Origin of the sequence: Streptomyces sp. NPDC058697 (assembly GCF_042715345.1) — a bacterium.
In the GTDB taxonomy this organism is placed as follows: domain Bacteria; phylum Actinomycetota; class Actinomycetes; order Streptomycetales; family Streptomycetaceae; genus Streptomyces; species Streptomyces liliifuscus.
The window spans coordinates 17823-42960 of sequence record NZ_JBHXSU010000050.1; the positions used below are offsets into that span (position 1 = coordinate 17823).

General features: G+C 70.6%; 23 protein-coding genes. 17 read left to right on the forward strand and 6 right to left on the reverse strand.

Annotated features, from left to right (window positions below; translation table 11 throughout):
- Positions 1–93: 93 nt before the first annotated feature.
- A complete protein-coding gene (locus ACFWXQ_RS46970) occupies positions 94–1896 on the reverse strand; it encodes a glycoside hydrolase family 15 protein (protein WP_383938494.1) in 1803 nt (600 codons plus the stop codon).
- 473 nt (positions 1897–2369) lie between these two features.
- Here ACFWXQ_RS46970 and ACFWXQ_RS46975 point away from each other — a divergent pair, with 473 nt between their 5' ends.
- From ACFWXQ_RS46975 to ACFWXQ_RS47025, 11 genes are all read left to right on the forward strand, one after another.
- Positions 2370–4037: a CTP synthase gene (locus ACFWXQ_RS46975; protein WP_200401900.1), complete on the forward strand. Its 1668-nt coding sequence runs from the start codon at positions 2370–2372 to the stop codon at positions 4035–4037.
- A gap of 123 nt (positions 4038–4160) precedes the next feature.
- Entirely contained in the window at positions 4161–4787 is a 627-nt protein-coding gene (locus ACFWXQ_RS46980) for an NUDIX domain-containing protein (protein ID WP_383938490.1), read from the forward strand.
- A 255-nt stretch (positions 4788–5042) separates the two neighbouring features.
- Complete coding sequence (locus ACFWXQ_RS46985; protein ID WP_383938487.1) at positions 5043–7133, forward strand: tetratricopeptide repeat protein; 2091 nt, start codon at positions 5043–5045, stop codon at positions 7131–7133.
- 159 nt (positions 7134–7292) lie between these two features.
- Positions 7293–8408 (forward strand): alanine dehydrogenase, encoded by a 1116-nt coding sequence (gene ald, locus ACFWXQ_RS46990; protein ID WP_383938530.1) that lies wholly within the window; start codon positions 7293–7295, stop codon positions 8406–8408.
- A 422-nt stretch (positions 8409–8830) separates the two neighbouring features.
- Complete coding sequence (locus ACFWXQ_RS46995; protein WP_079053143.1) at positions 8831–9958, forward strand: ParA family protein; 1128 nt, start codon at positions 8831–8833, stop codon at positions 9956–9958.
- On the forward strand, positions 9943–10518 hold the full coding sequence (locus ACFWXQ_RS47000) for a hypothetical protein (RefSeq protein WP_359849781.1): 576 nt from the start codon (positions 9943–9945) through the stop codon (positions 10516–10518). The genes ACFWXQ_RS46995 and ACFWXQ_RS47000 overlap by 16 nt, the downstream gene beginning before the upstream one ends.
- 18 nt (positions 10519–10536) lie before the next feature.
- Positions 10537–11613, forward strand: coding sequence for a segregation and condensation protein A (locus ACFWXQ_RS47005; protein ID WP_383938483.1), 1077 nt, complete (start codon positions 10537–10539; stop codon positions 11611–11613).
- A complete protein-coding gene (gene scpB / locus ACFWXQ_RS47010) occupies positions 11610–12266 on the forward strand; it encodes an SMC-Scp complex subunit ScpB (protein WP_383938480.1) in 657 nt (218 codons plus the stop codon). The genes ACFWXQ_RS47005 and scpB overlap by 4 nt, the downstream gene beginning before the upstream one ends.
- A complete protein-coding gene (locus ACFWXQ_RS47015) occupies positions 12266–13492 on the forward strand; it encodes a pseudouridine synthase (RefSeq protein ID WP_383938477.1) in 1227 nt (408 codons plus the stop codon). Before scpB ends, ACFWXQ_RS47015 begins: the two co-directional genes overlap by 1 nt.
- A 297-nt stretch (positions 13493–13789) precedes the next feature.
- Positions 13790–14575: an NUDIX domain-containing protein gene (locus tag ACFWXQ_RS47020; RefSeq protein WP_383938475.1), complete on the forward strand. Its 786-nt coding sequence runs from the start codon at positions 13790–13792 to the stop codon at positions 14573–14575.
- A complete protein-coding gene (locus ACFWXQ_RS47025; RefSeq protein WP_383938472.1) occupies positions 14572–15591 on the forward strand; it encodes an ADP-ribosylglycohydrolase family protein in 1020 nt (339 codons plus the stop codon). The genes ACFWXQ_RS47020 and ACFWXQ_RS47025 overlap by 4 nt, the downstream gene beginning before the upstream one ends.
- 71 nt (positions 15592–15662) lie before the next feature.
- On the opposite strand, the gene ACFWXQ_RS47030 is transcribed toward ACFWXQ_RS47025, so the two are convergent.
- From ACFWXQ_RS47030 to ACFWXQ_RS47040, 3 genes are all read right to left on the reverse strand, one after another.
- Positions 15663–16109, reverse strand: a complete 447-nt coding sequence (locus ACFWXQ_RS47030; RefSeq protein ID WP_383938469.1) for a Rieske (2Fe-2S) protein — start codon at positions 16107–16109, stop codon at positions 15663–15665.
- Complete coding sequence (locus tag ACFWXQ_RS47035) at positions 16106–16690, reverse strand: DUF6529 family protein (RefSeq protein ID WP_383938465.1); 585 nt, start codon at positions 16688–16690, stop codon at positions 16106–16108. Before ACFWXQ_RS47035 ends, ACFWXQ_RS47030 begins: the two co-directional genes overlap by 4 nt.
- Before the next feature lie 89 nt (positions 16691–16779).
- Positions 16780–17454: a hypothetical protein gene (locus tag ACFWXQ_RS47040; RefSeq protein WP_383938462.1), complete on the reverse strand. Its 675-nt coding sequence runs from the start codon at positions 17452–17454 to the stop codon at positions 16780–16782.
- Positions 17455–17766: 312 nt separating this feature from the next.
- On the opposite strand from ACFWXQ_RS47040, the gene aroH reads away from it, so the two are divergent.
- The 5 genes from aroH (at position 17767) to der (ending at position 22324) form a co-directional block, all read left to right on the forward strand.
- Positions 17767–18129, forward strand: coding sequence for a chorismate mutase (gene aroH, locus ACFWXQ_RS47045; RefSeq protein WP_383938459.1), 363 nt, complete (start codon positions 17767–17769; stop codon positions 18127–18129).
- Positions 18126–19211 (forward strand): prephenate dehydrogenase, encoded by a 1086-nt coding sequence (locus tag ACFWXQ_RS47050; protein WP_383938456.1) that lies wholly within the window; start codon positions 18126–18128, stop codon positions 19209–19211. The genes aroH and ACFWXQ_RS47050 overlap by 4 nt, the downstream gene beginning before the upstream one ends.
- A gap of 210 nt (positions 19212–19421) precedes the next feature.
- Positions 19422–20117, forward strand: a complete 696-nt coding sequence (gene cmk, locus ACFWXQ_RS47055) for a (d)CMP kinase (RefSeq protein ID WP_383938453.1) — start codon at positions 19422–19424, stop codon at positions 20115–20117.
- Positions 20118–20179: 62 nt separating this feature from the next.
- The gene (locus ACFWXQ_RS47060) at positions 20180–20767 is read left to right on the forward strand and encodes a lysophospholipid acyltransferase family protein (RefSeq protein ID WP_383938527.1); all 588 of its coding nucleotides are present in this window, start codon (positions 20180–20182) and stop codon (positions 20765–20767) included.
- A 75-nt stretch (positions 20768–20842) separates the two neighbouring features.
- The gene (der, locus tag ACFWXQ_RS47065; RefSeq protein ID WP_383938450.1) at positions 20843–22324 is read left to right on the forward strand and encodes a ribosome biogenesis GTPase Der; all 1482 of its coding nucleotides are present in this window, start codon (positions 20843–20845) and stop codon (positions 22322–22324) included.
- Positions 22325–22407: 83 nt separating this feature from the next.
- On the opposite strand, the gene ACFWXQ_RS47070 is transcribed toward der, so the two are convergent.
- Positions 22408–22854 (reverse strand): hypothetical protein, encoded by a 447-nt coding sequence (locus ACFWXQ_RS47070; protein ID WP_383938447.1) that lies wholly within the window; start codon positions 22852–22854, stop codon positions 22408–22410.
- A gap of 101 nt (positions 22855–22955) precedes the next feature.
- Entirely contained in the window at positions 22956–23747 is a 792-nt protein-coding gene (locus ACFWXQ_RS47075) for a hypothetical protein (protein WP_383938444.1), read from the reverse strand.
- A 585-nt stretch (positions 23748–24332) separates the two neighbouring features.
- Here ACFWXQ_RS47075 and ACFWXQ_RS47080 point away from each other — a divergent pair.
- The gene (locus ACFWXQ_RS47080; RefSeq protein WP_383938441.1) at positions 24333–24953 is read left to right on the forward strand and encodes a transglycosylase family protein; all 621 of its coding nucleotides are present in this window, start codon (positions 24333–24335) and stop codon (positions 24951–24953) included.
- Positions 24954–25138 lie beyond the last annotated feature (185 nt).

Sequence of the window (25138 nt, forward strand, 5' to 3'; positions counted from 1 at the left end):
CTTCCAGCCTAGGCGGGTGGGCCCCGTCGGTCGCGCCGGGCCCGTGGGCCGTCTGCCGTGCGGCCGCCCTGGGGCAGCCGCACGGTTCTCGCGTCAGCCTCCGTACGCCCCGGAGGCCGTCAGACGCAGTGCCGTGTCGATCAGCGGCACATGGCTGAACGCCTGCGGGAAGTTGCCGACCTGGCGCTGCAGAACCGGGTCCCACTCCTCCGCGAGGAGACCGAGGTCGTTGCGCAGGGCCAGCAGCTTCTCGAAGAGCTTGCGGGCCTCGTCCACGCGGCCGATCATCGCGAGGTCGTCCGCCATCCAGAACGAGCAGGCCAGGAACGCGCCCTCGTCGCCCTCCAGACCGTCCACGCCCGCGTCCTCGCCGGAGGTCGGGTAGCGCAGGATGAAGCCGTCCGACGTGGACAGTTCGCGCTGGATGGCCTCGATCGTGCCGATCACACGCTTGTCGTCCGGCGGCAGGAAGCCCATCTGCGGGATCAGCAGCAGCGAGGCGTCCAGCTCCTTCGAGCCGTACGACTGCGTGAAGGTGTTGCGCTCCTTGTCGTAACCCTTCTCACACACGTCCCGGTGGATGTCGTCGCGCAGCTCGCGCCACTTCTCCAGCGGGCCGTCCGCGTCACCGGACTCGATGAGCTTGATCGTGCGGTCGACGGCGACCCAGGCCATCACCTTCGAGTGAACGAAGTGGCGGCGCGGACCGCGCACCTCCCAGATGCCCTCGTCCGGCTCGTCCCAGTGGTCCTCCAGGTAGCGGATCAACTTGAGCTGGAGGAGCGAGGCGTAGTCGTTGCGGGCCAGACCCGTCATGTGGGCCAGGTGCAGGGCCTCCGTCACCTCGCCGTAGACATCCAGCTGGAGCTGGTGCGCGGCGCCGTTCCCGACGCGTACGGGACCGGAGTTCTCGTATCCGGGGAGCCAGTCGAGCTCCGCCTCGCCCAACTCCCGCTCGCCCGCGATGCCGTACATGATCTGCAGGTTCTCCGGGTCGCCGGCGACCGCGCGCAGCAGCCACTCGCGCCAGGCACGGGCCTCCTCGCGGTAGCCGGTGCGCAGCAACGACGACAGGGTGATCGCCGCGTCACGCAGCCAGGTGTAGCGGTAGTCCCAGTTGCGGACACCGCCGATCTCCTCCGGCAGGGAGGTGGTGGGCGCGGCGACGATGCCGCCCGTCGGTCCGTACGTCAGCGCCTTCAGCGTGATCAGCGAGCGGACCACGGCCTCGCGGTACGGCCCGTGGTACGTGCACTGGTCCACCCACTCGCGCCAGAAGTCCTCGGTGGCCTCCAGGGAGGCCTCCGGCTCCGGCAGCGCGGGAGGCTGCTTGTGCGAGGGCTCCCAGGAGATCGTGAACGCGATCCGGTCACCCGGCGCGACCGTGAAGTCCGAGTACGTCGTCAATGCCTTGCCGTAGGTCTCGCACTCGGTGTCGAACCACACCGAGTCGGGCCCGGCGACGGCCACCGTCCGCCCCTCGTGCTTGTGCACCCAGGGCACCACACGCCCGTACGAGAAACGCATCCGCAGCGCGGAGCGCATCGGGACGCGTCCGGTGACGCCCTCCACGATCCGGATCAGCTGCGGCGCGCCGTCACGCGGAGGCATGAAATCAGTCACGCGGACCGTGCCGCGTGACGTGTCCCACTCGGATTCCAGGATCAGCGAGTCGCCGCGATAGCGACGGCGCACCGCGGTCGGCGGTTCGGCGTCGGCGGCGTGCGCCGGACCGAGCCGCCAGAATCCATGTTCCTCCGTGCCGAGAAGTCCTGCGAAGACGGCGTGGGAGTCGAAGCGGGGGAGGCACAGCCAGTCCACCGTGCCGTCCCTGCAGACCAGCGCGGCTGTCTGCATGTCTCCGATTAGTGCGTAGTCTTCGATGCGCCCGGCCACGTGCAACTCCAGTCGAACGGCCACGTCGCCCGCGAGGGGCGGTCGCTCTTTGCGGTCAAGGGAACGTATGTAAATCGTCGTCGCGCGACGTCAATTGTCGTGGTGATGTCGTAGCGAAACGAACTGACGAGCTCTCGAAGTTCCGGGCGACGGGCGTGGGTGGTGCCGTTTGCCGGCCTGACTCGGCAGCGATCGTCCGAGCAGGATACGACGCACGATGATGATCCGCGCGCCGCTCCCGACAACCCGTCGAGCCGAACGAGTGAGCACGGGTGTGGTCCGTGTCGACCCATGTGCAGAGCGTGGCCGGAAGCAGCCTCGCCCCGTCGCTGATACCCTGGTAGCCCGTGGACCGGTGGGCGCCCCGGCAGGAAAAGGGACCCCCGAACCGCAGCGACGGCACCTCCGGAATCCTCCGGGTCGGGCAGCCGTACCGCACCAGACACCGCGACCACGGGAGCCCCCTCTTGGCCATGCCGCCCGCTGCTTTTCGAAACAGCACAGCCACGACGACCAAGCACATCTTCGTCACCGGGGGTGTCGCCTCCTCCCTCGGCAAGGGCCTGACCGCCTCCAGCCTGGGCGCGCTGCTCAAGGCGCGGGGTCTGCGCGTCACCATGCAGAAGCTCGACCCGTATCTGAACGTCGACCCGGGCACCATGAACCCGTTCCAGCACGGTGAGGTGTTCGTCACCAACGACGGCGCCGAGACCGACCTGGACATCGGCCACTACGAGCGCTTCCTCGACGTCGACCTGGACGGCTCCGCCAACGTCACCACCGGGCAGGTCTACTCGACGGTCATCGCCAAGGAGCGGCGCGGCGAGTACCTCGGCGACACCGTGCAGGTCATCCCGCACATCACCAACGAGATCAAGCACCGCATCCGGCGCATGGCCACCGACGACGTCGACGTCGTCATCACCGAGGTCGGCGGCACGGTCGGCGACATCGAGTCGCAGCCGTTCCTGGAGACCGTCCGTCAGGTCCGTCACGAGGTCGGTCGCGACAATGTGTTCGTCGTCCACATCTCGCTCCTTCCGTACATCGGCCCCTCCGGGGAGCTGAAGACGAAGCCGACCCAGCATTCGGTTGCGGCTCTGCGCAGCATCGGTATCCAGCCAGACGCGATCGTGCTGCGCGCCGACCGCGAGGTGCCCACCGCGATCAAGCGCAAGATCTCCCTGATGTGCGACGTCGACGAGGCGGCCGTGGTCGCGGCCATCGACGCCAAGTCCATCTACGACATCCCGAAGGTCCTGCACACCGAGGGCCTCGACGCCTACGTCGTCCGCAAGCTGGACCTCCCGTTCCGCGACGTCGACTGGACGATCTGGGACGACCTGCTGGACCGCGTCCACCGCCCGGTCCACGAGATCAACATGGCGCTCGTCGGCAAGTACATCGACCTGCCCGACGCCTACCTCTCGGTCACCGAGGCCCTGCGCGCGGGCGGTTTCGCCAACAAGGCCCGAGTGAAGATCAAGTGGGTCACCTCGGACGACTGCAAGACCCCGGCGGGCGCCGCCAAGCAGCTCGGTGACGTGGACGCGATCTGCATCCCCGGCGGCTTCGGCGACCGCGGCGTGTCCGGCAAGGTCGGCGCCATCCAGTACGCCCGCGAGAACAGGATCCCGCTGCTCGGTCTCTGCCTGGGCCTGCAGTGCATCGTGATCGAGGCCGCGCGCAACCTCGCCGACATCCCGGACGCCAACTCCACCGAGTTCGACTCCGCCACCGGCCACCCGGTCATCTCCACCATGGCCGAGCAGCTCGACATCGTCGCGGGCGACGGCGACATGGGCGGCACGATGCGCCTGGGCATGTACCCCGCCAAGCTCGCCGAGGGCTCGATCGTGCGCGAGGTGTACGACGGCAAGGAGTACGTCGAGGAACGTCACCGCCACCGCTACGAGGTGAACAACTCCTACCGTGCCGAGCTGGAGAAGAAGGCCGGTCTGCAGTTCTCCGGGACGTCCCCGGACGGCAAGCTCGTGGAGTACGTGGAGTACCCGCGGGACGTCCACCCTTACCTGGTCGCGACGCAGGCACACCCCGAGCTGCGCTCGCGTCCGACCCGGCCGCACCCGCTCTTCGCGGGCCTGGTCAAGGCCGCCGTGGAGCGCAAGACGGCCAAGTAGCACGCGGGTTGTACGGTTGCCGGGGTGCGCGTCTTTCGAGACGAGTGCCCCGGTTTTCGTAGGGCCTCGGTTGGGCGTATTTCCGTTGGGCGCAGATTCGTGCGTGTGGGAGGACAAGTCGACATGACCATCAAGGACACCGCCGAGGAGTGGGAGGTCAGGGCGACCGACACCCCGTTCGTGGGCAACAAGACCTCCGTGCGCACCGACGACGTGGTCATGCCCGACGGATCGGTCGTCCGCCGCGACTACCAGGTCCACCCGGGTTCGGTGGCCGTCCTCGCCCTCGACGACCAGGGGCGCGTCCTGGTCATCCGCCAGTACCGGCACCCCGTACGCCACAAGCTCTGGGAGATCCCGGCCGGCCTGCTCGACATCCCCGGCGAGAACCCGCTGCACGCCGCCCAGCGCGAGCTCTACGAAGAGGCCCATGTGAAGGCCGAGGACTGGCGCGTGCTCACCGACGTGTTCACCACGCCCGGCGGCTGCGACGAGGCCGTGCGCATCTTCCTCGCCCGCGATCTCTCCGAGGCCGAGGGACAGCGCTTCGAGGTCGAGGACGAGGAGGCCGACATGGAGCTCTCCCGCGTCCCGGTCGACGAGCTCGTACGGGGCGTCCTCGCCGGGGAGCTGCACAACAACTGCCTGGTCGTGGGCGTGCTTTCGCTGATCGCGGCGCAGCAGGGCGACGGCCTGGACGCCCTGCGCCCGGCCGAGGCGCCGTGGCCCGCACGCCCCTTCGAGGCGTGATCCACTCCGGCACACGCTCCGGACGCCATTCCTGAAACCACTGCTGAGTCCGTTCCTGAAGCCACTGCTGAGCCCGTCCCCCAATCCACTCGGGCCCACGCGTGCGACCTGCCGGTGTGACGATCGCCTGATCCGATCGGGGGACGTGCCCGCCGCGCTCGGCACAGATCGTCGCAGAGCGTGAACTAGGCTCTGGAAACGCCCCGGCCGGAGTCCCGGCGGGCTTGCGCGTGCAGTGGGACGGGAGAGTGGCCCGTGACGGATCAGGCGGTGGACGCCGGCGACACGGCGGTGACGGAGGAAGAGCAGCGCCCGGCTGCCGAGCCTTCCCCCACGGAGAGTCAGTTCCTCGGCCGCACACGAGAGTTGAAGGAACTGCGGGCCGACATCGAGCGGGCCGGTCTGGACACCCTCGCGGGCCGCAAAGCGCCCCGCGCGCGCGTGCTGCTCATCGCGGGCAGGCCCGGATCGGGCAGGACCGCGCTCGCCGAGGAACTCGTACGGCAGGTCGCGGACAGTTACCCGGACGGTGTCCTGCGGGCCCGGCTCACCGAGCCCGACGGCACGCCTGTGGCGACCGAACGAACCGCCCGTGACCTGCTCACCGCTCTCGAACTGACCGCCCCCGCAGGGGCCGACGGGGACGAGCTCTCCGAGCGGCTGCGCGAGGGGCTCGCCACTCGCCGTGTACTGCTCCTGCTGGACGACGCGGCGGACGCCGAGCAGGTCGACGTGCTCCTCCCGGAGACCCCCGACTGTCTCGTCGTGGCCGTCTCGGGAGGACCCCTGACCGGGATCTCCGACGTCCGGCCCTGCACCCTCGGCGGCCTCGACACCAAGTCCGCCCTCGAACTTCTCGACCGGTACACCGGCTCGGTACGGATCACCGTCGACCCGCTGGCGGCCGAAGGACTCGTGCAGATCTGCGCGTCCCAGCCCGCCGCGCTCGTCCTCGCCGGCGCCTGGCTGGCCCACCGGCCCAAGGCGGCCGTGGCCGACCTGGCCAAGCAACTGCGCACCGAGGGTGACGAAGGCCGCCTGCTCGACGTTCTGGAGCGCGTCTTCCGCCTCTCGTACGCGGCCCTGCCCTCGGCCGCCGCGCGGATACTGCGACTGCTCTCGCTCGCCCCCGCGGGGCTCGTGGACCCGCACACCGCGTCCGCGCTGGCCGGCTGCTCGGTCGGCGCCGCCCGCACCACCCTGGACGACTTCACCAGGCTCGGCCTCGTACGGTCCGTCGAGTCGCCCCTGCCGCAGTACGAGGTGCCCGGCTGTCTGCTGCCGCTGCTGCGCTCGCTCACCGAGACCCAGGACCGCCCGGCCGAACTCCAGCTGGCGCGCGCCCGGATGCTGGAGCGGACCGTACGGCTGCTCGTGTCCTGCCGCGCGATCACCGAGACCGACAGCTCCCCGGCCCGCGAGAAGCTCGCCGGGATGCCCCGCGCGCTGCGCTTCCCGAACCCCCGCGCGGCCGCCGACTGGCTGCGCATCCGGCAGCCCGCGCTGCTCGCCGCGGCCCGGCTCGCGGTCGCCGACGGTGAGCTCGACACGCTGGCCCGCCGCCTGATGGCCGCCCTGGTCAGAGCGATGGTCGCGCACTTCGGTACACAGGCGGCGGCGCCCGAGCTGTACGGCATCCACCGGCTCGTCCTGGACGTGGCCGAGCGCCGGGACCTGCCCCGCGAGAAGGCCGCCGCGCTGCTGAACCTCGCCGACCTGGACGCCCAGACCGGCCGTACGAGGAATGCGCTGGCCCGCTACCGGGCCGCCCTGGACGCCGGACGCGAGGCGAACGACCCGTATGCGACCGGCCGCGCGATGGAATCCGTAGGCGGCGCGCACCAGGAGCTCGGGGACCACGACCGGGCCGCCGACTGGTTCGGGCGCGCCCTCGCCCAGCGGCTCGCGCGCGGCGAGCGCGAGGACGTGGCCCGGCTGCACGGACGCATCGCCACCGCGCACACCTACGCGGGCCGCTACGGCGAGGCGCTCCGCAACTGGCGCTCGGCGATCACCGGCTACCGCAAGAGCGGCGATGTGGCCGGTCAGGCAAGGGCGTTGAGCGAGATGGGGCGGGTGCAGGAGTACGCGGGCCGGCCCGAGGAGTCCCTCGCCACCTGTCAGGAGGCGGTCGAGTGGGCGCGCCGAGCCGAGGACCCCCGGCTGCAGGCCGCGCTGCACCTCCGGCTCGCCGACACGCTGGACCGGCTGGGGGACCCCGCGGCCGCCCGGCTGCACCGCGGCGCGGCCGAGCGCATGCTGGGTGACGAGCTCCCAGAGGACGCATCAACCAGGGAACACGACGCTAACGCCTGCGAAATCCGTAGTACATCCGAAGAAGATTGATGCATTGAAAGGCTAGACAGAGGGAATCCCTTCATTAGACTGGATCCGCCGCGTCTTTTCGTGGTGTCTCCCGGTGTGCTCCCGTGCGTGCCGGTATGTCGGGCCATGTCCCGGCATGCGTGACCCCAGACCCCTTCTGAGCCAAGGACCGTGATCGACGTGAAGGTCGGCATCCCCCGCGAGGTCAAGAACAACGAGTTCCGGGTGGCCATCACCCCGGCCGGCGTGCACGAGCTGGTGCGCCACGGCCACCAGGTCCTCATCGAGCAGAGCGCCGGAGTCGGCTCGTCGATCCCGGACGAGGAGTACGTCGCGGCCGGTGCGCGGATCGTCGCCACCGCTGACGAGGTCTGGGCCACCGCCGACCTGCTGCTCAAGGTCAAGGAGCCCATCGCCGAGGAGTACCACCGCCTCCGCAAGGACCAGACGCTCTTCACCTACCTGCACCTGGCCGCGTCCAAGGAGTGCACGGACGCGCTCGTCGAGTCCGGCACCACGGCGATCGCCTACGAGACGGTCGAGCTGCCCAGCCGCGCGCTCCCGCTCCTCGCCCCGATGTCCGAGGTCGCGGGCCGCCTCGCCCCGCAGGTCGGCGCGTACCACCTGATGCGCTCGGTCGGCGGCCGCGGTGTGCTCCCCGGTGGCGTCCCCGGCACACAGCCCGCGCGGGCCGTCGTCATCGGCGGTGGCGTCTCCGGCTGGAACGCCACGCAGATCGCCGTCGGCATGGGCTTCCACGTCACGCTGCTCGACCGCGACATCAACAAGCTCCGCGAGGCCGACAAGGTCTTCGGCACCAAGGTCCGGGCGATCATGTCCAACTCCTTCGAGCTGGAGAAGGCCGTTCTGGAGGCCGACCTCGTCATCGGCGCCGTGCTCATCCCGGGTGCCAAGGCGCCGAAGCTGGTCACCAACGAGCTCGTGTCGCGAATGAAGCCCGGAAGTGTTCTTGTCGACATCGCCATCGACCAGGGCGGCTGCTTCGAGGACTCCCGTCCGACGACTCACGCGGAGCCGACCTTCCCGGTCCACGGCTCGGTCTTCTACTGCGTCGCCAACATGCCCGGCGCGGTGCCCAACACGTCGACATATGCCCTGACGAACGCCACGCTGCCCTACATCGTGGAATTGGCGGACCGTGGCTGGGTCGAGGCGCTGCGCCGTGACCCCGCGCTCGCGAGGGGTCTCAACACCCATGACGGCAAGGTCGTTTACCGCGAGGTCGCGGAGGCGCACGGGCTGGAGCACGTCGAGCTGGACACCCTGCTCGGCTGACGATACGACCGATCTGTCCCGACCCGTCGGGCGATCTCTCCACCGATAAAAGGTGATAGGTCAACACAGGTCGTCAACATGGCGCGTACGGCCGGACCTTGTCCCACAAGGTCCGGCCGGATGTGTGTCGAGTCACTTTGCGAGACTCGTTCAACTCGCCTCGAACGTAACCCTTGAACCGTTTCGCACACCCGTGAAACCTGCCGTGCGACGCCCTTACGCCCTTGACAGCGGGGTGTTCCGTTGCCGACACATCGGGCCGGGTCCGGCGGATTGTGTTGCTGCGGACCGGTGACACGCCATAGAGTCGCCAACCGTCGGCATGGTGCCACGCTGACCTATCTAGAAGTTTCCTGGTCACCAAGGAGGTAAGACGACTTGTGAATGAGTCGACATTTACTCCCGGGGGTGGTCAACCAGGAATGCCCGCGCAGGGCTCAAGGCCCACGGGGCTCGAGGCTGTCGGCTCCGTTGCTGTGCGCACCTTCGCAGCCCACCAGAGTCCGAAGATGACTCAGACAGCACACCAGAGCATGGATGGCCATCACGTGAACGCCATGGCCGGCAACGGAAGTGGCGAGAACCGCACCCACTTCGCCGACTACGACGACCTGCCCGAGGGGCACTTCTACGACCCCGACGCCGAGTACGAGCCAGATCCGGAGTACGCGGCCACGCTCGCGCCCGACGCGGCGCGCCAGCGGCGTGAGCGCATCGGCCCGACCGGGCGCCCGCTGCCGTACTTCCCGATCCCGGGCCCGCTGACCGACCACGGCCCCGCGAAGATCATCGCGATGTGCAACCAGAAGGGCGGCGTGGGCAAGACGACGTCGACCATCAACCTGGGCGCGGCGCTCGCGGAGTACGGACGCCGGGTCCTGCTCGTCGACTTCGACCCGCAGGGCGCGCTGTCCGTGGGTCTCGGCGTCAACCCGATGGAGCTCGACCTCACGGTCTACAACCTGCTCATGGAGCGGGGCATGGCGGCCGACGAGGTGCTCCTGAAGACAGCGGTCCCGAACATGGACCTGCTGCCCAGCAACATCGACCTGTCGGCCGCCGAGGTCCAGTTGGTGTCCGAGGTCGCGCGCGAGTCCACACTGCAGCGGGCCCTGAAGCCGCTGATGGCCGACTACGACTACATCGTGATCGACTGTCAGCCCTCCCTCGGCCTGCTCACCGTGAACGCCCTGACGGCGGCTCACAAGGTGATCGTGCCGCTGGAGTGCGAGTTCTTCGCCCTCCGTGGTGTCGCGCTGCTCACCGAGACCATCGAGAAGGTCCAGGAGCGGCTCAACCCCGAGCTGGAGCTCGACGGCATCCTCGCCACGATGTACGACTCGCGGACCGTGCACAGCCGTGAGGTGCTCGCGCGCGTGGTCGAGGCGTTCGACGATCACGTCTACCACACGGTGATCGGCCGGACCGTCCGCTTCCCGGAGACCACGGTCGCCGGTGAGCCGATCACGACGTACGCCTCCAACTCCGTCGGTGCCGCCGCCTATCGCCAGCTCGCCAGGGAGGTGCTCGCCCGGTGTCACGCCGAGTGAGTCTGCCGGGGGCCGACGAACTGTTCCGTACGACCGGGGGAATGGCGCTTCAGGCGTCCAGCCCCAGGCGCCAGGCCAACGGCGAGGCCCGGGTACCGGCTCCGGCGGGCGAGAGCGACGCCGCTGCCGCCGGGGAGGACGCACCGCAGTCGGTACCCGTGCGGGGCGGCGACGGCGAGGGCGACGAACATGTCGCCTCCGACGCCGAGTCCTCCGACGGGGAGTCCCGGAGTCGGGGCGCCGCCGGGGACCGTTCCGGGCGGCGTCAGGGGGTGCAGGAAGGTTCTGCCGGGCCCTCCGCGGGCGCGCAGCCGCGCAAGCGCGGGCGGGGCTCCGGGCGGCGCCCCAGCGGGCGCGAGCGGCACGACGAGAAGATCACGGTGTACGTGTCCGCCGAGGAGCTCATGGATCTAGAGCACGCCCGGCTGGTGCTCCGTGGGGAGCACGGGCTGGCCGTCGACCGTGGGCGGATCGTGCGGGAGGCCGTCGCCGTGGTGCTCGCGGATCTCGAATCCCGTGGGGACGCGAGCATCCTCGTACGACGGTTGCGCGGGCGGTAGCGGTAGCCTGCGACGGCTATGACCTCGAACGACGTCCCTGCCACGGCCTCCGGCGGTTCCGGTGGCCGTCGGCGTGCGCTGGGGCGGGGGCCCGGGGGCGCCCCACCTGAGCCCCCGGGCGAGGTCTTGCCGCCTGCGGCGGAGCCGGAGCCGCCTGCGGCGGAGAGCCCGTCCGGGGTTGAGGACGGTGCTTCGGCTGCAGGTAGTGGGGCGTTGTGCCCACCCGTTCCGCCCTGCGGAACGCCTGCCCACAACACCGACGGTGAGCCGGAACCCGTCGAACCCGATGACGGGGTCTTCAAAGTTCGGTTGGCCAACTTTGAAGGGCCGTTCGATCTGCTGCTTCAGTTGATTTCCAAGCACAAGATGGATGTCACCGAGGTCGCGCTCTCCAAGGTCACCGATGAGTTCATGGCGCACATCAGGGCGATGGGGCCGGACTGGGATCTCGATCAGACGACCGAGTTCCTGGTGGTCGCGGCGACGCTGCTCGATCTGAAGGCCGCCCGGCTGCTGCCGTCCGCCGAGGTCGAGGACGAGGCCGACCTGGCGCTGCTGGAGGCCCGGGACCTGCTCTTCGCGCGGCTGCTGCAGTACCGGGCGTACAAGCAGATCGCCGAGATCTTCAACCGGCGGCTCGACGAAGAGGCGCGCCGCTACCCCCGAACCGTCGGGCTGGAGGCGCACCACGCCGAGCTGCTGCCCGAGGTCGTCATCAGCATCGGGGCGGAAGGATTCGCCAGGCTCGCCGTGAAGGCGATGCAGCCCAGGCCGAAGCCCCAGGTGTACGTCGACCACATCCACGCGCCGCTCGTGAGCGTGCAGGAGCAGGCCGCGATCGTGGTGGCGCGACTGCGGGAGCTCGGAGAGGCCAGTTTCCGCTCGCTCGTCGAGGACACCGACGACACCCTCACCGTCGTGGCGCGTTTCCTGGCCCTTCTGGAGCTCTATCGGGAGAAGGCGGTCTCCCTGGACCAGGAGGAGGCTCTGGGGGACCTGATGGTGCGCTGGACGGGCGGGGACGGGGATGCGCAGCCGACGGTGACGGACGAGTTCGACAGGCCGCCGGAACCGGTCAAGGAGGAGAAGGCGTGAGCGAGGACACCACCGAGGCCCCGGCGGCTCCGCCCGGCGTCGCCGATCTCGACCTCAGGCCCGCCCTGGAGGCCGTTCTCATGGTCGTGGACGAGCCCGCGACCGTGGAGCACCTCTCGAAGATCCTGGAGCGGCCGAAGCGGAAGATCGCGGACGCGCTGCGGGCGCTGGCCGACGAGTACACCGTCCAGGGGCGCGGCTTCGAGCTGCGGCTCATCGCCGGCGGCTGGCGTTTCTACAGCCGGCCCGAGTACGCGGCGGCCGTCGAACGCTTCGTCCTCGACGGGCAGCAGGCCCGGCTCACCCAGGCCGCGCTGGAGACGCTCGCGGTCGTCGCGTACCGGCAGCCGGTCAGCCGCAGCAGGGTCTCGGCGGTCCGTGGAGTGAACTGCGACGGCGTGATGCGGACCCTCCTGCAGAGGGGTCTGGTCGAGGAGGCGGGCGCGGAACCCGAAACAGGTGCGATCCTGTACAGGACGACGAACTACTTCCTGGAGCGAATGGGCCTGCGCGGCCTGGACGAGCTCCCGGAGCTCGCGCCCTTCCTTCCGGAGGCGGACGCGATCGAAGCAGAGACGCTGGAAGGGGTCCCGTCGTTCGATCCGGACGCACCGGATGCAGATGCAGACGACACGACGACGACGGAACTTTGATGCGAAGCAGTGGCAGCGGCAGTGGCAGGAACAACGGGCGCGGCAACCCCCGCGGAACCGGCGGGGGCGGTAACCCTCGCGGTTCCGGCGGAGGCGGTGCCCCCCGCGGTTCTGGCGGGGGTGGGGGCCCCCGTGGCTCCGGTGGAGGCGGCAACCCCCGCGGTTCCGGCGGAGGCGGCAACTCCCGGGGAACCGGTGGGGGCGGCTCCCCGCAGAGGAGCGCGGGAGGGCGCGACGACAGGCCGAAGCGCGCAGGCAACCCCCGCCCGGAGGAGCGCCGCTACGACGTAGGCCCCGGCGCCACCCACGAGGGCCCGAAGTCGGGGCGCGGCAGCTCGGCCCGTGGCGGCGCCAAGGGCGGTCCCAAGCAGGGCCAGCAGCGCGGTGGCCGTACGGAGAACGCGCGCTCCCGTGAGTACGAGACGCGTACCGAGGAGCGCAACCGCGACCGGTACGCGGGCAGGCCCGAGGTCAAGACGCCCAAGACCTTCCCGGGCGCCGAGCAGGAGGGCGAGCGCCTGCAGAAGGTGCTCGCGCGCGCGGGCTACGGTTCCCGGCGCGCCTGCGAGGAACTGGTCGAGCAGTCCAGGGTCGAGGTCAACGGCGAGATCGTCGTCGAGCAGGGCATGCGCGTCGACCCGGAGAACGACGAGATCAAGGTCGACGGACTGACCGTCGCCACGCAGTCGTACCAGTTCTTCTCGCTGAACAAGCCCGCCGGTGTCGTGTCGACCATGGAGGACACCGAGGGCCGTCAGTGCCTCGGTGACTACGTGACGAACCGTGAGACGCGGCTCTTCCACGTCGGTCGGCTCGACACCGAGACCGAGGGCGTCATCCTGCTCACCAACCACGGCGAGCTGGCACACCGCCTCACGCACCCCAAGTACGGCGTGAAGAAGGTCTATCTCGCGCACATCGTGGGCCCGATCCCGCGCGACCTGGGCAAGCAGCTCAAGGACGGCATCCAGCTGGAGGACGGGTACGCGAAGGCGGACCACTTCAGGGTCGTCGAGCAGACCGGCAAGAACTACCTCGTAGAGGTGACCCTCCACGAGGGCCGCAAGCACATCGTGCGGCGCATGCTCGCCGAGGCCGGATTCCCGGTCGACAAGCTCGTGCGCGTGTCCTTCGGACCGATCACCCTGGGCGACCAGAAGTCGGGCTGGCTGCGCCGGCTGTCGAACACCGAGGTCGGGATGCTGATGCAGGAAGTCGGCCTCTAGAACTCAGGGCCAGTGGGCCTCTGGACCTCAGGGCTTCTGGAGGACCTCCAGAGAAAATCGTCTCCTTCGTAGAGACCTGTTTGGTACGGCATCGGCCGGTTCCGGGACTTCCCGGGGCCGGCCGATGTGCGTTCGGGGGTTGTGGCCGCCCGCCCCGCTATTTATAGTCGTACTGACCATTAAGGAACGCCCTCGCCGGGCGCGGCCGATGGAGCAGGGCCCACGGGGGTGGTCCCGGTCCGGTGGCCGTCGCCCGGCGAGGTGCAGGACGGCCGTGAAGGCCGCGAGGAGGGGGCAATGGAGGGCTACGACAAATACGCCTTCGAACCCTTCGCCGTCACCGTGGACCTCGCGGTGTTCACGGTCCGGGCGGGCGGGCTCCAGGTGCTGCTGATCGAGCGCGGACAGGAGCCGTACGCGGGCCACTGGGCGCTGCCCGGAGGGTTCGTGCTGCCCGCGGAGTCCGCCGGGACGGCCGCCCGGCGTGAACTCGCCGAGGAGACCGGCCTGTCGGACGTCTCCGGGCTGCATCTGGAGCAGCTGCGCACCTACAGCGAGCCCGACCGCGATCCCCGGATGCGGGTCGTCTCGGTGGCGTACACCGCGCTGCTGCCGGACCCGCCCGAGCCACGCGGCGGCGGGGACGCGGCGAGCGCGAGCTGGCTGGCGTACGACGGGCTCGGGCCGCTCGCCTTCGACCACGACCGGATCCTCGCCGACGCCCACGAGCGGATCGGCGCCAAGCTCGAATACACCTGCCTGGCCACGGCGTTCTGCCCGCCGGAGTTCACGCTCGGGGAACTCCAGCAGGTCTACGAGACCGTGTGGGGGACCGCGCTCGACCGGCCGAACTTCCGGCGCAAAGTCCTTGCCACGCCCGGGTTCGTCGAGCAGATCCCCGGCGCGGCCCGGCTGACCGGAGGCCGGGGGAAGCCCGCCGCGCTGTACCGCGCGGGCGACGCCACCGCACTGCACCCACCACTGCTGCGACCGGCACCGGCACCGGCATCAGCGCGGCCACCGGCCCCGGCCTCGACCCCGTCCCTGTCTTCGAACCCGTCTCCGGAAGGACGATCCTCATGACCACGACCGTCAGGAAGCGCGCCGCCACCGGGGCGTTGGTCGGGCTCGCCCTCGGGGACGCGCTCGGCTTCCCGACCGAGTTCAACGACGTGCCGTCGATCCTCGCCAAGTGCGGGCCCTGGCGGGAGATGGAGCTGCCCACCCCCGCGTACGTCACGGACGACACGCAGATGACGCTGGCGCTGGGGCGGGGGCTGCGGACGGCCATGGACCGGGGGCTGCTGGGACCCAAGCGGCTGGAGCGGCCCGTGCGCGAGGAGTTCGTGGACTGGTACCAGTCGCCGGAGAACAACCGCGCACCCGGACGTACGTGCCTGGTCGCCTGCGAGAAGCTGAAGCGCGAAGGCCTGCCCTGGCAGGACGCCAGCCAGATCCACTCCAAGGGCTGCGGCGCCAACATGCGTGTCGCGCCCCTCGGTCTCATCTCCGGACTCAGCGACGAACAGCGCGCGGGCGCCGCCCAGTTGCAGGCCGCGCTCACCCACGGGCATCCGACGGCGCTCGCCGCGTCCGACCTCACCGCGCACGCGGTACGCCTCCTCGCGCAGGGTGCGGAGCCGACCGGACTGGTCGGGCTGCTGCGCTCGTACGCCTACGAGAACCGCACGCGCTACCACGAGCGCTGGCTCGGCGATCTGTGGACGCGTTCCCAGGACCCGACGCCGACGCACTTCATCTCGCGCGGCTGGGACGAGTGTCTGGAGGTCCTGGAGCGGCTTCAGGGGGCCCTGCGTTCGCCGTCGCCCGAGACGGACCCCTGTCTGGCCACGGGGGCCGGGTGGATCGCGGAGGAGGCCCTCGCCACCGGCCTGCTGTGCTTCCTGCTCTTCGTTGACGAGCCGGTGACGGCCCTGCGCCGGGCCGCCTGCACCTCGGGGGACTCGGACTCGATCGCGTGTCTCGCCGGTGCTTTCGCGGGGGCGTACCTCGGTGCCGATGCATGGCCTACGGAGTGGGCCGACAGGATCGAGTACCAGGGGGACCTGATGGCGTTGGGAGCGCTCTGGGACGAATGACCGGCCCGCGGGAAGACCGACCGGCCCACCGGCCCACCGGCCCACCGGTCCGGCGGGGCGTGCGTGGTGGGTCAGGTGACGCTGATCGAGTCGCCCGTGACCGTGATCTGCTTCGCGGGGAGCGGCTTCTGGGCCGGGCCCTTGGCCACCGCGCCGTCGGCGATGCGGAACTCGCTGCCGTGGCAGGCGCAGTTGATCGTGCCGTCCGAGACGGTGGCGACGATGCAGCCCTGGTGTGTGCAGACCGCCGAGAATGCCTTGAAGCCGCCCTGCTCGGGCTGCGTGACGACGACCTTCTCGTCCTTGAAGATCTTGCCGCCGCCGACCGGGATGTCGCCGGTCTTGGTCAGCGCATCACCGGCGGGCGCCTCGCTCCCGGTCCCGCTCTCCGCGGGGGCGACGGAGGACGCGTCCTCGTCGCTGCCCCCGCCGTTCTCGTCCCCGTAGTTGCTGCAGCCGGCGACCAGCGCGGCCGCGCCCGTCGCGAGAACCGCGCGACGCGTGGAGGGGTGGGTCATGTCGTCACTCCGAACGTGCGGAAGAACCAGAGGGCGGAGGTCAGCCAGACCACCGTCAGGGCCGAGAAGACAAGTCCGCCGACGATGGGCAGTACCCAGCCGGGCAGTCGCTCCGAGCGGAGCAGCAGCATCTTGGCACTGAATGCACCGAAGAAGAAGCAACCCAGGACCGAGTGCCACAAAACGCGTGGTTCGTACGTCTGATAGCCCAATGCGTACAGACAGTGCACAGCGACCGGAACGGCGACAAGGAACGCGATTCGTCCCGACCAGCGGTGCAGCACGCCGGACCAGCTCGGGCCCGGGATGCGCCCGTACACCATGAGTGCCGACACGAGCTGGACGACCGCGAAGCCCATGGCGGCCGTGGCGAGCCACGACTTGACCGCGCTCGTGCTGCTGAAGCCCGCGAGGTTGAAGGCGGTGCCCTCCGGGTCGTGCACATTGCCGTAGACGCCGAGGCCGACCGCGACCGCGCCCGCGACCAGGGCCGGTACGAGATAGGTGGCGGCTCCCGGGCGGCGGGGAGCGGGGGCGGGCGGCGGAAAGCCCTGGGTGGCGGCGTTCGGGTCCACGGTCATGGTCGGCTCCCTGCGGGCACGGGGTCATGGAGCAAGGGGCGGAGCGAAGAGCGCAGTGCGGGGTGGAGCGGAGAAGCGGGCGAAGGGGGTCACGGGGTCACGGGCTCGGCCGTGAGCTGCTGTCCGTCGACCGTCACGGCGCCGGTCTCGGGGTCGATACGGGGTGCGGGGCTCGGCTTGCCCGCGCGGTTGAGGATGCCGACCTGCTGGCCGCTCGGCAGGACGATCCAGCCGCCGTCGACCTCGGCGCCGCGCACGGTGGCGGTCGCGCGGTACAGCCCGGAGGGCTTGACGGCCTTGTCGGCCGTGAAGCCGTACTCGCGCTGTCCCATGTCGACAGTGCCGCGGATCTGCTTGCCCTTCAGCTCGCCGGTGAGGACGTTGCCGTTCCGGCCGGTGAGCCGCATGCTGCCGTCGGGCTCGACGTCGCCCTTCAGCCACGACTCCTGGTCCTTGCCGTCGCAGAAGTACGCGACCGCCTTGCCGTCGCGCAGGGTGACCGCGACCGCGGAGGAGTCGTCGTCCGTGCGGCCCGCGTAGTCGGCGTTGGGCACGGCGGTCTTCGAGGGGCTGGGCGAGGGCGAGGGTGACGGCTTGTCCGACGGGGGCGAGGCCGTGGGTGTCGGGCTCGCCGACACGACATCGCTCGAGGACTCGTTCCCGGTCGACGTACTGCGCGTCCCTGACGTCACATTGAGCGACAGCATGAACAGGGCGAGCAGCAGTCCCGCGAGGAGCGTGAAAAGTGGTCCGGAACGCTTCATCGAGCCTCCCCCGAGGCGTGGCGCGGACAGCCTCACCATGCAAGCGGACCCGCGGCCCCTGCGTCCAGAGGCGCACAGGAGCGACTTCGCGGAAATTGGAGGACGATCACACCGGAGAGGGCATTTTCGCTCCAAGTAGCACTATGAAGTGATTCAGGTGACATTGACGGAATCCGGGATGTGCGGGTGCCCCTTCGGGAGCGCGCGGCGGTCGTCTCGGCAGGCGGGCGCCGACTGCCGGGCGACTGGGGGCTGACTAGGCTGGACGCACCAAGAGCCGAAGCGGTACGTAGATCAGCAAGGAGCATCACCGTGGCGGTACGAGCGGTCCGGGGCGCCGTCCAACTGGAGCGGGACGAGGCCGGCCACATGGACGAGCAGGTCAGCGAGCTGCTCACCGCCATCCTTGAGCGGAACGGGCTGACCACCGAGGACCTGATCAGCATCTGGTTCACGGCGACACCCGACCTGCACAGCGACTTCCCGGCGGCCGCGGCACGCAAGCTCGGCATCGTCGACGTACCGCTGATCTGCGCTCAGGAGCTGGACATCGAAGGCGCGATGCCCCGGGTCGTGCGGGTCCTCGCGCACATCGAGTCCGACCTGCCGCGCGCCGGGATCGCGCACGTCTACCTGGGTGCCGCGGGCGCACTCCGCAAGGACATCGCCCAGTGAGAACCGCACTCGTCATCGGCACCGGACTGATCGGCACGTCCGCCGCGCTGGCCCTGGCGGGGCGTGGCGTCGTCGTGCACCTCGCCGACCACGACCCGGAGCAGGCCCGTACGGCGGCCGCGCTCGGCGCCGGCACGGACGAGGAGCCCACGGGGCCCGTCGACCTCGCGATCATCGCGGCGCCGCCCGCGCACGTGGCCGCGGCGCTCGCCGACGCGATGCGGCGCGGGGTCGCGCGCGGCTACCTCGACGTGGCCAGCGTCAAGGGCGGCCCGCGCCGCGAGCTGGAGTCGCTGGGCCTGGACCTGTCCGCGTACATCGGTACGCATCCCATGTCGGGCCGTGAGAAGTCGGGTCCGCTGGCCGCGACCGGGGACCTCTTCGAGGGGCGTCCCTGGGTGCTGACGCCGACCCGGGACACGGACACCGAGGTCCTCAACCTCGCCCTGGAACTCGTCTCGCACTGCCGTGCCGTACCGGTCGTCATGGACGCCGACGCCCACGACCGAGCGGTCGCCCTCGTCTCCCACATGCCCCACCTGGTGTCGAGCATGGTCGCCGCGCGGCTGGAGAACGCCGAGGAGGCGGCCGTACGCCTCTGCGGTCAGGGCATCCGTGACGTGACGCGGATCGCCGCCTCCGACCCGCGGATGTGGATCGACATCCTCTCCGCGAACCCGGGCCCGGTCGCCGACCTCCTCGCGGACGTCTCCGCCGACCTGGACGAGACCGTGCAGGCCCTGCGCGCCCTCCAGTCCTCCGACGAGGCCAAGCGCAGCGAGGGCTTCACCGGTATCGAGGACGTCCTGCGCCGGGGCAACGCCGGCCAGATCCGCGTCCCCGGCAAGCACGGCGCCGCCCCGACCGTGTACGAGAGCGTCGTCGTCCTCATCGACGACCAGCCGGGCCAGCTGGCCCGGATCTTCGCCGACGCGGGCCGCGCGGGCGTCAACATCGAGGACGTCCGCATCGAGCACGCGACCGGCCAGCAGGCGGGTCTGGTCGAGCTGATGGTGAAGCCCTCGGCGGCGCCCGTGCTGACGGCCTCGCTGCGGGAGCGGGGCTGGTCGATCCGGCAGTAGGGCCGGGCGGTGCGCGACGCGACGCCGTGACCCCGGTTCCGGTGGACGTGTCGATGATCGTCCTGGTGATCGTTGCGGCGGTGGCCCGGGGGCTGTGGCGGGGGCACCGCGGGGTCCGTAAATCGGGGTCCGGGAAGCCAGTAACCTTGTTCGGGGCACGATCGCGCCCGAACCAGCCCACCACCCCGTACCAGGAAGGTGCCCGCACCCGTGGAAACCACCGCCGCCCGGACCGCTCCGGCCGTGATTGTCGCCATCGACGGTCCCTCCGGCACGGGCAAGTCGAGCACCTCCAAGGCCGTCGCCGCGAAGCTCGGCCTGAGCTACCTGGACACGGGCGCCCAGTACCGGGCGATCACCTGGTGGATGGTGACCAACGGCATCGACGTCACCGACGCCTCCTCGGTCGCGGCCGCGGCAGGCAAGCCCGAGATCGTGTCCGGCACTGACCCCTCGGCACCGACGATCACGGTCGACGGCACGGATGTCGCGGGCCCGATCCGCACCCAGGAGGTCACCTCCAAGGTCAGCGCGGTCAGCGCCGTGCCCGAGGTGCGGGCCCGGATCACCGAGCTGCAGCGCTCGATCGCCTCGGCGGCCGGGCAGGGCATCGTCGTCGAGGGCCGGGACATCGGCACGACCGTGCTGCCCGACGCCGACCTGAAGATCTTCCTCACCGCGTCCCCGGAGGCCCGCGCGGCCCGCCGCAGCGGTGAGCTCAAGGGCGCCGACGTCAACGCCACCCGCGAGGCCCTGATCAAGCGGGACGCGGCCGACTCCAGCCGTAAGGCCTCGCCGCTCGCCAAGGCGGACGACGCGGTCGAGGTGGACACCTCCGACCTCACGCTCCAGCAGGTCATCGAGTGCGTCGTCACCCTCGTCGAGGAGAAGCGGGCCACGAAGTGAGCGTCGCGTCCGTGCCCTCGGTCAAGGGCGCCGAGGTCGGGCGGCGCATCGGCGTCGGCCTGATGTACGGCCTGTGGAAGCCGCGGGTCCTGGGCGCCTGGAAGGTCCCCGCGACCGGCCCGGTGATCTTCGCGGTCAACCACTCCCACATCGTCGACGGCCCGATGGTCATCGGCGTGGCGCCCCGGCCCTCGCACTTCCTGGTCAAGAAGGAGGCGTTCGTCGGCCCGCTCGGCCCGTTCATGACCCGCGTCGGCCAGATCAAGGTCGACCGTGACACCACCGACCGGACGGCCATCACACGCGCGCTGGGCGTGCTGGAGAACGGCGGGGTCCTCGGGATCTTCCCGGAGGGCACCCGCGGCGAGGGCGACTTCGCCGCGCTGCGCGCCGGGCTCTCCTACTTCGCCGTCCGCAGCGGGGCACCGATCGTCCCGGTCGCCGTTCTGGGAAGCACGGAGCGGCGCGGACGGTTGATAAAGGCGCTGCCCCCGCTGCGCAGCCGGGTGGACGTCGTCTTCGGCGACCCCTTCGAGGCGGGCGACGGCAGCGGACTGCGTACGCGCAGGGCGCTCGACGCGGCGACCGAGCGCATCCAGAAGCAGCTCACCGCGCACCTGGAAAACGCCAGGCGCCTCACGGGGCGTTAAGAGACACTTCAGTAGTGGATCATCCGATACGGGTGGTCCACCGATCACCACGATGAACTACGAGGTACGGACTTCATGAGCGACCACATCCAGCCCGACGGCTCGGCAGGCCCTGCCGAGCACGAGCACGGGGCGCTCGGCGATGCCGAGTACGCGGAGTTCATGGAGCTCGCCGCGGAAGAGGGCTTCGACGCCGAGGACATCGAGGGCGCGATCGAGGCGGCCGGCCACGGCCCGCTCCCGGTCCTCGCCGTCGTCGGCCGTCCGAACGTCGGCAAGTCGACCCTGGTGAACCGGATCATCGGCCGCCGCGAGGCGGTCGTCGAGGACAAGCCCGGCGTCACCCGCGACCGCGTCACCTACGAGGCCGAGTGGGCGGGCCGCCGCTTCAAGCTGGTCGACACCGGCGGCTGGGAGCAGGACGTCCTCGGCATCGACGCGTCCGTGGCCGCGCAGGCCGAGTACGCGATCGAGGCGGCCGACGCGGTCGTCTTCGTCGTCGACGCCAAGGTCGGCGCCACCGACACCGACGAGGCGGTCGTGCGCCTGCTCCGCAAGGCCGGCAAGCCCGTCGTCCTGTGCGCCAACAAGGTCGACGGTCTGAGCGGCGAGGCCGACGCCTCGTACCTGTGGGCCCTGGGCCTCGGGGAGCCGCACCCCGTCTCCGCGCTGCACGGCCGTGGCACCGGCGACATGCTGGACGCCGTCCTGGAGGCGCTGCCCGAGGCGCCGGCGCAGACCTTCGGCACCGCCGTCGGCGGCCCCCGCCGCATCGCCCTCATCGGCCGCCCGAACGTCGGCAAGTCCTCGCTGCTGAACAAGGTGGCCAACGAGGACCGCGTGGTCGTCAACGAGGTCGCGGGCACTACCCGTGACCCGGTCGACGAGCTCATCGAACTCGGCGGTGTCACCTGGAAGTTCGTCGACACGGCCGGTATCCGCAAGCGCGTCCACCTCCAGCAGGGCGCCGACTACTACGCCTCGCTGCGTACGGCCGCCGCGGTGGAGAAGGCCGAGGTCGCCGTCATCCTGATCGACGCCTCCGAGACCATCTCGATCCAGGATCAGCGCATCGTCACGATGGCCGTCGAGGCCGGGCGAGCGATCGTTCTCGCCTTCAACAAGTGGGACACCCTCGACGAGGAGCGCCGCTACTACCTGGAGCGCGAGATCGAGACCGAGCTCGCCCAGGTCTCCTGGGCGCCCCGGGTCAACGTCTCGGCGCGCACGGGCCGGCACATGGAGAAGCTGGTCCCGGCGATCGAGACCGCCATCGAGGGCTGGGAGTCGCGTGTTCCCACGGGCCGGCTGAACGCCTTCCTGGGTGAGCTGGTCGCCGCCCACCCGCACCCGGTCCGGGGCGGCAAGCAGCCGCGCATCCTCTTCGGCACCCAGGCGGGCACGAAGCCGCCGCGGTTCGTGCTGTTCTCCTCCGGCTTCATCGAGCACGGCTACCGCCGCTTCGTGGAGCGCCGGCTGCGCGAGGAGTTCACCTTCGAGGGAACGCCGATCCACATCTCCGTGCGGGTGCGCGAGAAGCGCGGCAGGAAGAAGTAGCCGCACAGGACGTGTACGCACATGGGTGAGGGCCCCGCAGAACAGCGGGGCCCTCACCCATGTGCCTCAGTCTTCCCGATGACTCAGCGTTCCCGGCGCGGTCCGGGCGGGAGCGCCGCCGGGATCAGACCGGTGGCGTGCTGCCGCGCCACCGGCTGCCAGACGGACGTGACCGTCTGGCTCTGGTGCGCGGCCACCTGCCCCGTCTGGTGCTGTCCGACGTGCCGCATGCCGTACGCGGTCGGTGTGTACGCACCCGAGTTGTACGAGCTCGTGCTGAGCAGCCCCGTCCCGTACAGCCCCGAGCCGTAGAGACCTCCGCCGTGCGGCCCGGTTCCGAAAGCCGTGAAGCCGAGCTCCTCCTCGCCGCTGCGGTCGCCCGGCAGGGTCCGGAAGGCCTTGCGGAACTCCGCGAAGAGCGCGTCGTAGATCGGCGTGGCCGAATGGGTGCCCGCGGTGTCCTGGACCGGCCGCATGGCCGGGATCGGGGACGTGTACGGCAGGCGGCGGGGGGAGTCGTAGGTGTGCACGTCTGTGCCAACGACCCCGCCGCCCTTCGGATGCGGCCGATGGAGCGCATTGGCCGGTCACCGGGAGCGTTTCCGGCGCATTCGTGGACCGGGGCCCGCGCTCAGGTGCCGGCCAGGGGCATCGCGCTCGCCACCAGCTGGCCGCCCGCGGCAGCCTTGTCGAGGGCCTGGCGCAGCAGGTCCTCGCGGGGCTGGCGGCCGATCGAGCCGACCGGGGCCGCGAACAGCAGCACCTGCTGGTGCTTGTTGGCGGCCGCCCGCCAGCTGTCGGTGACCTGGAGCGGCTGGTGGGCCTGCCACCAGGCGACCGGCGAGCCACCGCCGGTGCCGGGCTGCAGGACCGCGTGCAGCTGGCCCATGGCGAGCAGCACGGACCAGCCGTGCAGCACTGGCGGCACCTCCGTGAGTCGGCTCAGCGGCATGAAGCCCTGCTCGATGAGGAGCGGCAGGAAGTCGTCGCCCGCTCCTCCCGTCGTGCCGGGCCGGGCGATGCGTCCGGTCGGCTCGACGACGAGCGCGGGGTGCAGCTCGCCGCCGAGCAGGACGAGCCCGCTGGTGACACCGAGGACGGCCTGCTCGGGCAGGGCCTCGGCGGGGCGCTCGTCCCCGGTGTGGGAGTCGCCGGTGATGGAACGGACGGCGCCCTGCAGTTGCTCCTCGGTCACCTGGACGACCTGCGAGGGCAGGCAGGTGGCGTGGGCGAAGGCGAGTACGGCGGTCTCGTCGCCGATGAACAGGACGGTGCTGGTGCGCTCCTGTTCGGAGTCGCCCTGGGTGCGGCAGGACGTGCAGTCGTAACTGCCCGGGGCGTTCTCTCCGGCGAGCAGCCGGTCGGCTTCTTCGTCGCCGATCTCGGCGCGTACGTCGTCGCTGACGTCGAGCATGCGCGGCACGGGTGGCTCCTCGGGATGCGGTGCGTGGTGCGGCCGGGTGGCCCCCGGCCCATGAACCGGATGGGTTCCCGGCTCATGAAGAAGACAACGGGCGATCTGTGGCCGGGGTCACGCCCGGGAGCGAACGGAATCGAACCATCCTGCGCACAGGGTGAACCCGGCTGCGGAATCTGTTACTCCACGCCAACTTCTCGGGGTTCCAAGGAAGTTGATCCGGTGAGGTGAGTCACAGATCGTCAGGTCCGTTGGTCGACAAATCCGGAAATCAGCGAATGAAGCGGGTGTCTCAAATTCGACGATACTCCCGGTAACGGCGAACTGGCCTGGAATGACAAGGAGTTGGTTGTTACCGGGCCTCCCGGCTCTCTACATTGCTCCGCCGTGTGCAACGAGCACCGCTCGGGTACGTCCGCCGACCGCACCGCAGCCTGTCAAATGCGCCATCAGCACCACCGGCGCCATCAGCACCACCGGCGCCAGCACAGCACCAACTCCGGCGGACGGGGCGAAACGGAAGGGCCGCGTCGACACGCGGGACCTTCCGTGCCGCCTTGGGGGAGCCCGGGTCCGTGGAGAGGGAACCACATGTCCGAATGTGCCGATACCACTCGTAAGACCCGTACCACGGCGGTCCTCGCCGGGGCGGCACTGCTCGCCCCGCTCGGACTGCTGGCCGCCACCGGCAACGCCGCGGCGGCCGACAGTGGAGTGTGGGACCGCATCGCCCAGTGCGAGAGCGGCGGCAACTGGCACATCAACACCGGGAACGGCTACTACGGAGGACTCCAGTTCTCCGCCGGCACCTGGCGCGCGTACGGCGGCTCGGCCTACGCGTCCACCGCCGACAAGGCCTCCAAGGCGCAGCAGATCGCTGTCGCCACCAAGGTGCAGCGCGGGCAGGGCTGGGGCGCCTGGCCCACCTGTTCGTCACGCGCGGGCGCGTCCGGCGGTGCGCCCGCGGCGTCCACGCCCGGCACCCCCACCACCAAGGCCGCCCCGTCGAAGCCGGCGAAGGCGCCGGACCGTTCGACGGGCCACACCGGCCGCGGCTCGTCCCGCGGCGACTACACCGTCCGCAGCGGCGACACACTGAGCACCATCGCGGCCCGGCACGGCACCACCTGGCAGCGGCTCTACGCCGCCAACAAGGCCACCATCGGCGGGGACCCCGACGTGATCGTCCCCGGCCAGCGTCTGGAGTTCTGAGCCCGGGGGCCTGAGTCCAAGGCTTGAGCCCGAGGCTCTGAGCCCGGTGCTTCGAGCCGGGCTCTCGCCCTCGGGCCGGGGGGCCCCCCCCGGCACCCCCCCCGGGGGGGGCCCCCCGCCCCCCGCGCGGCGGGGCGGGGGGGGGGGAGCAACCAGCCCAACGAGGGCCCCCGAGGAAACAACGG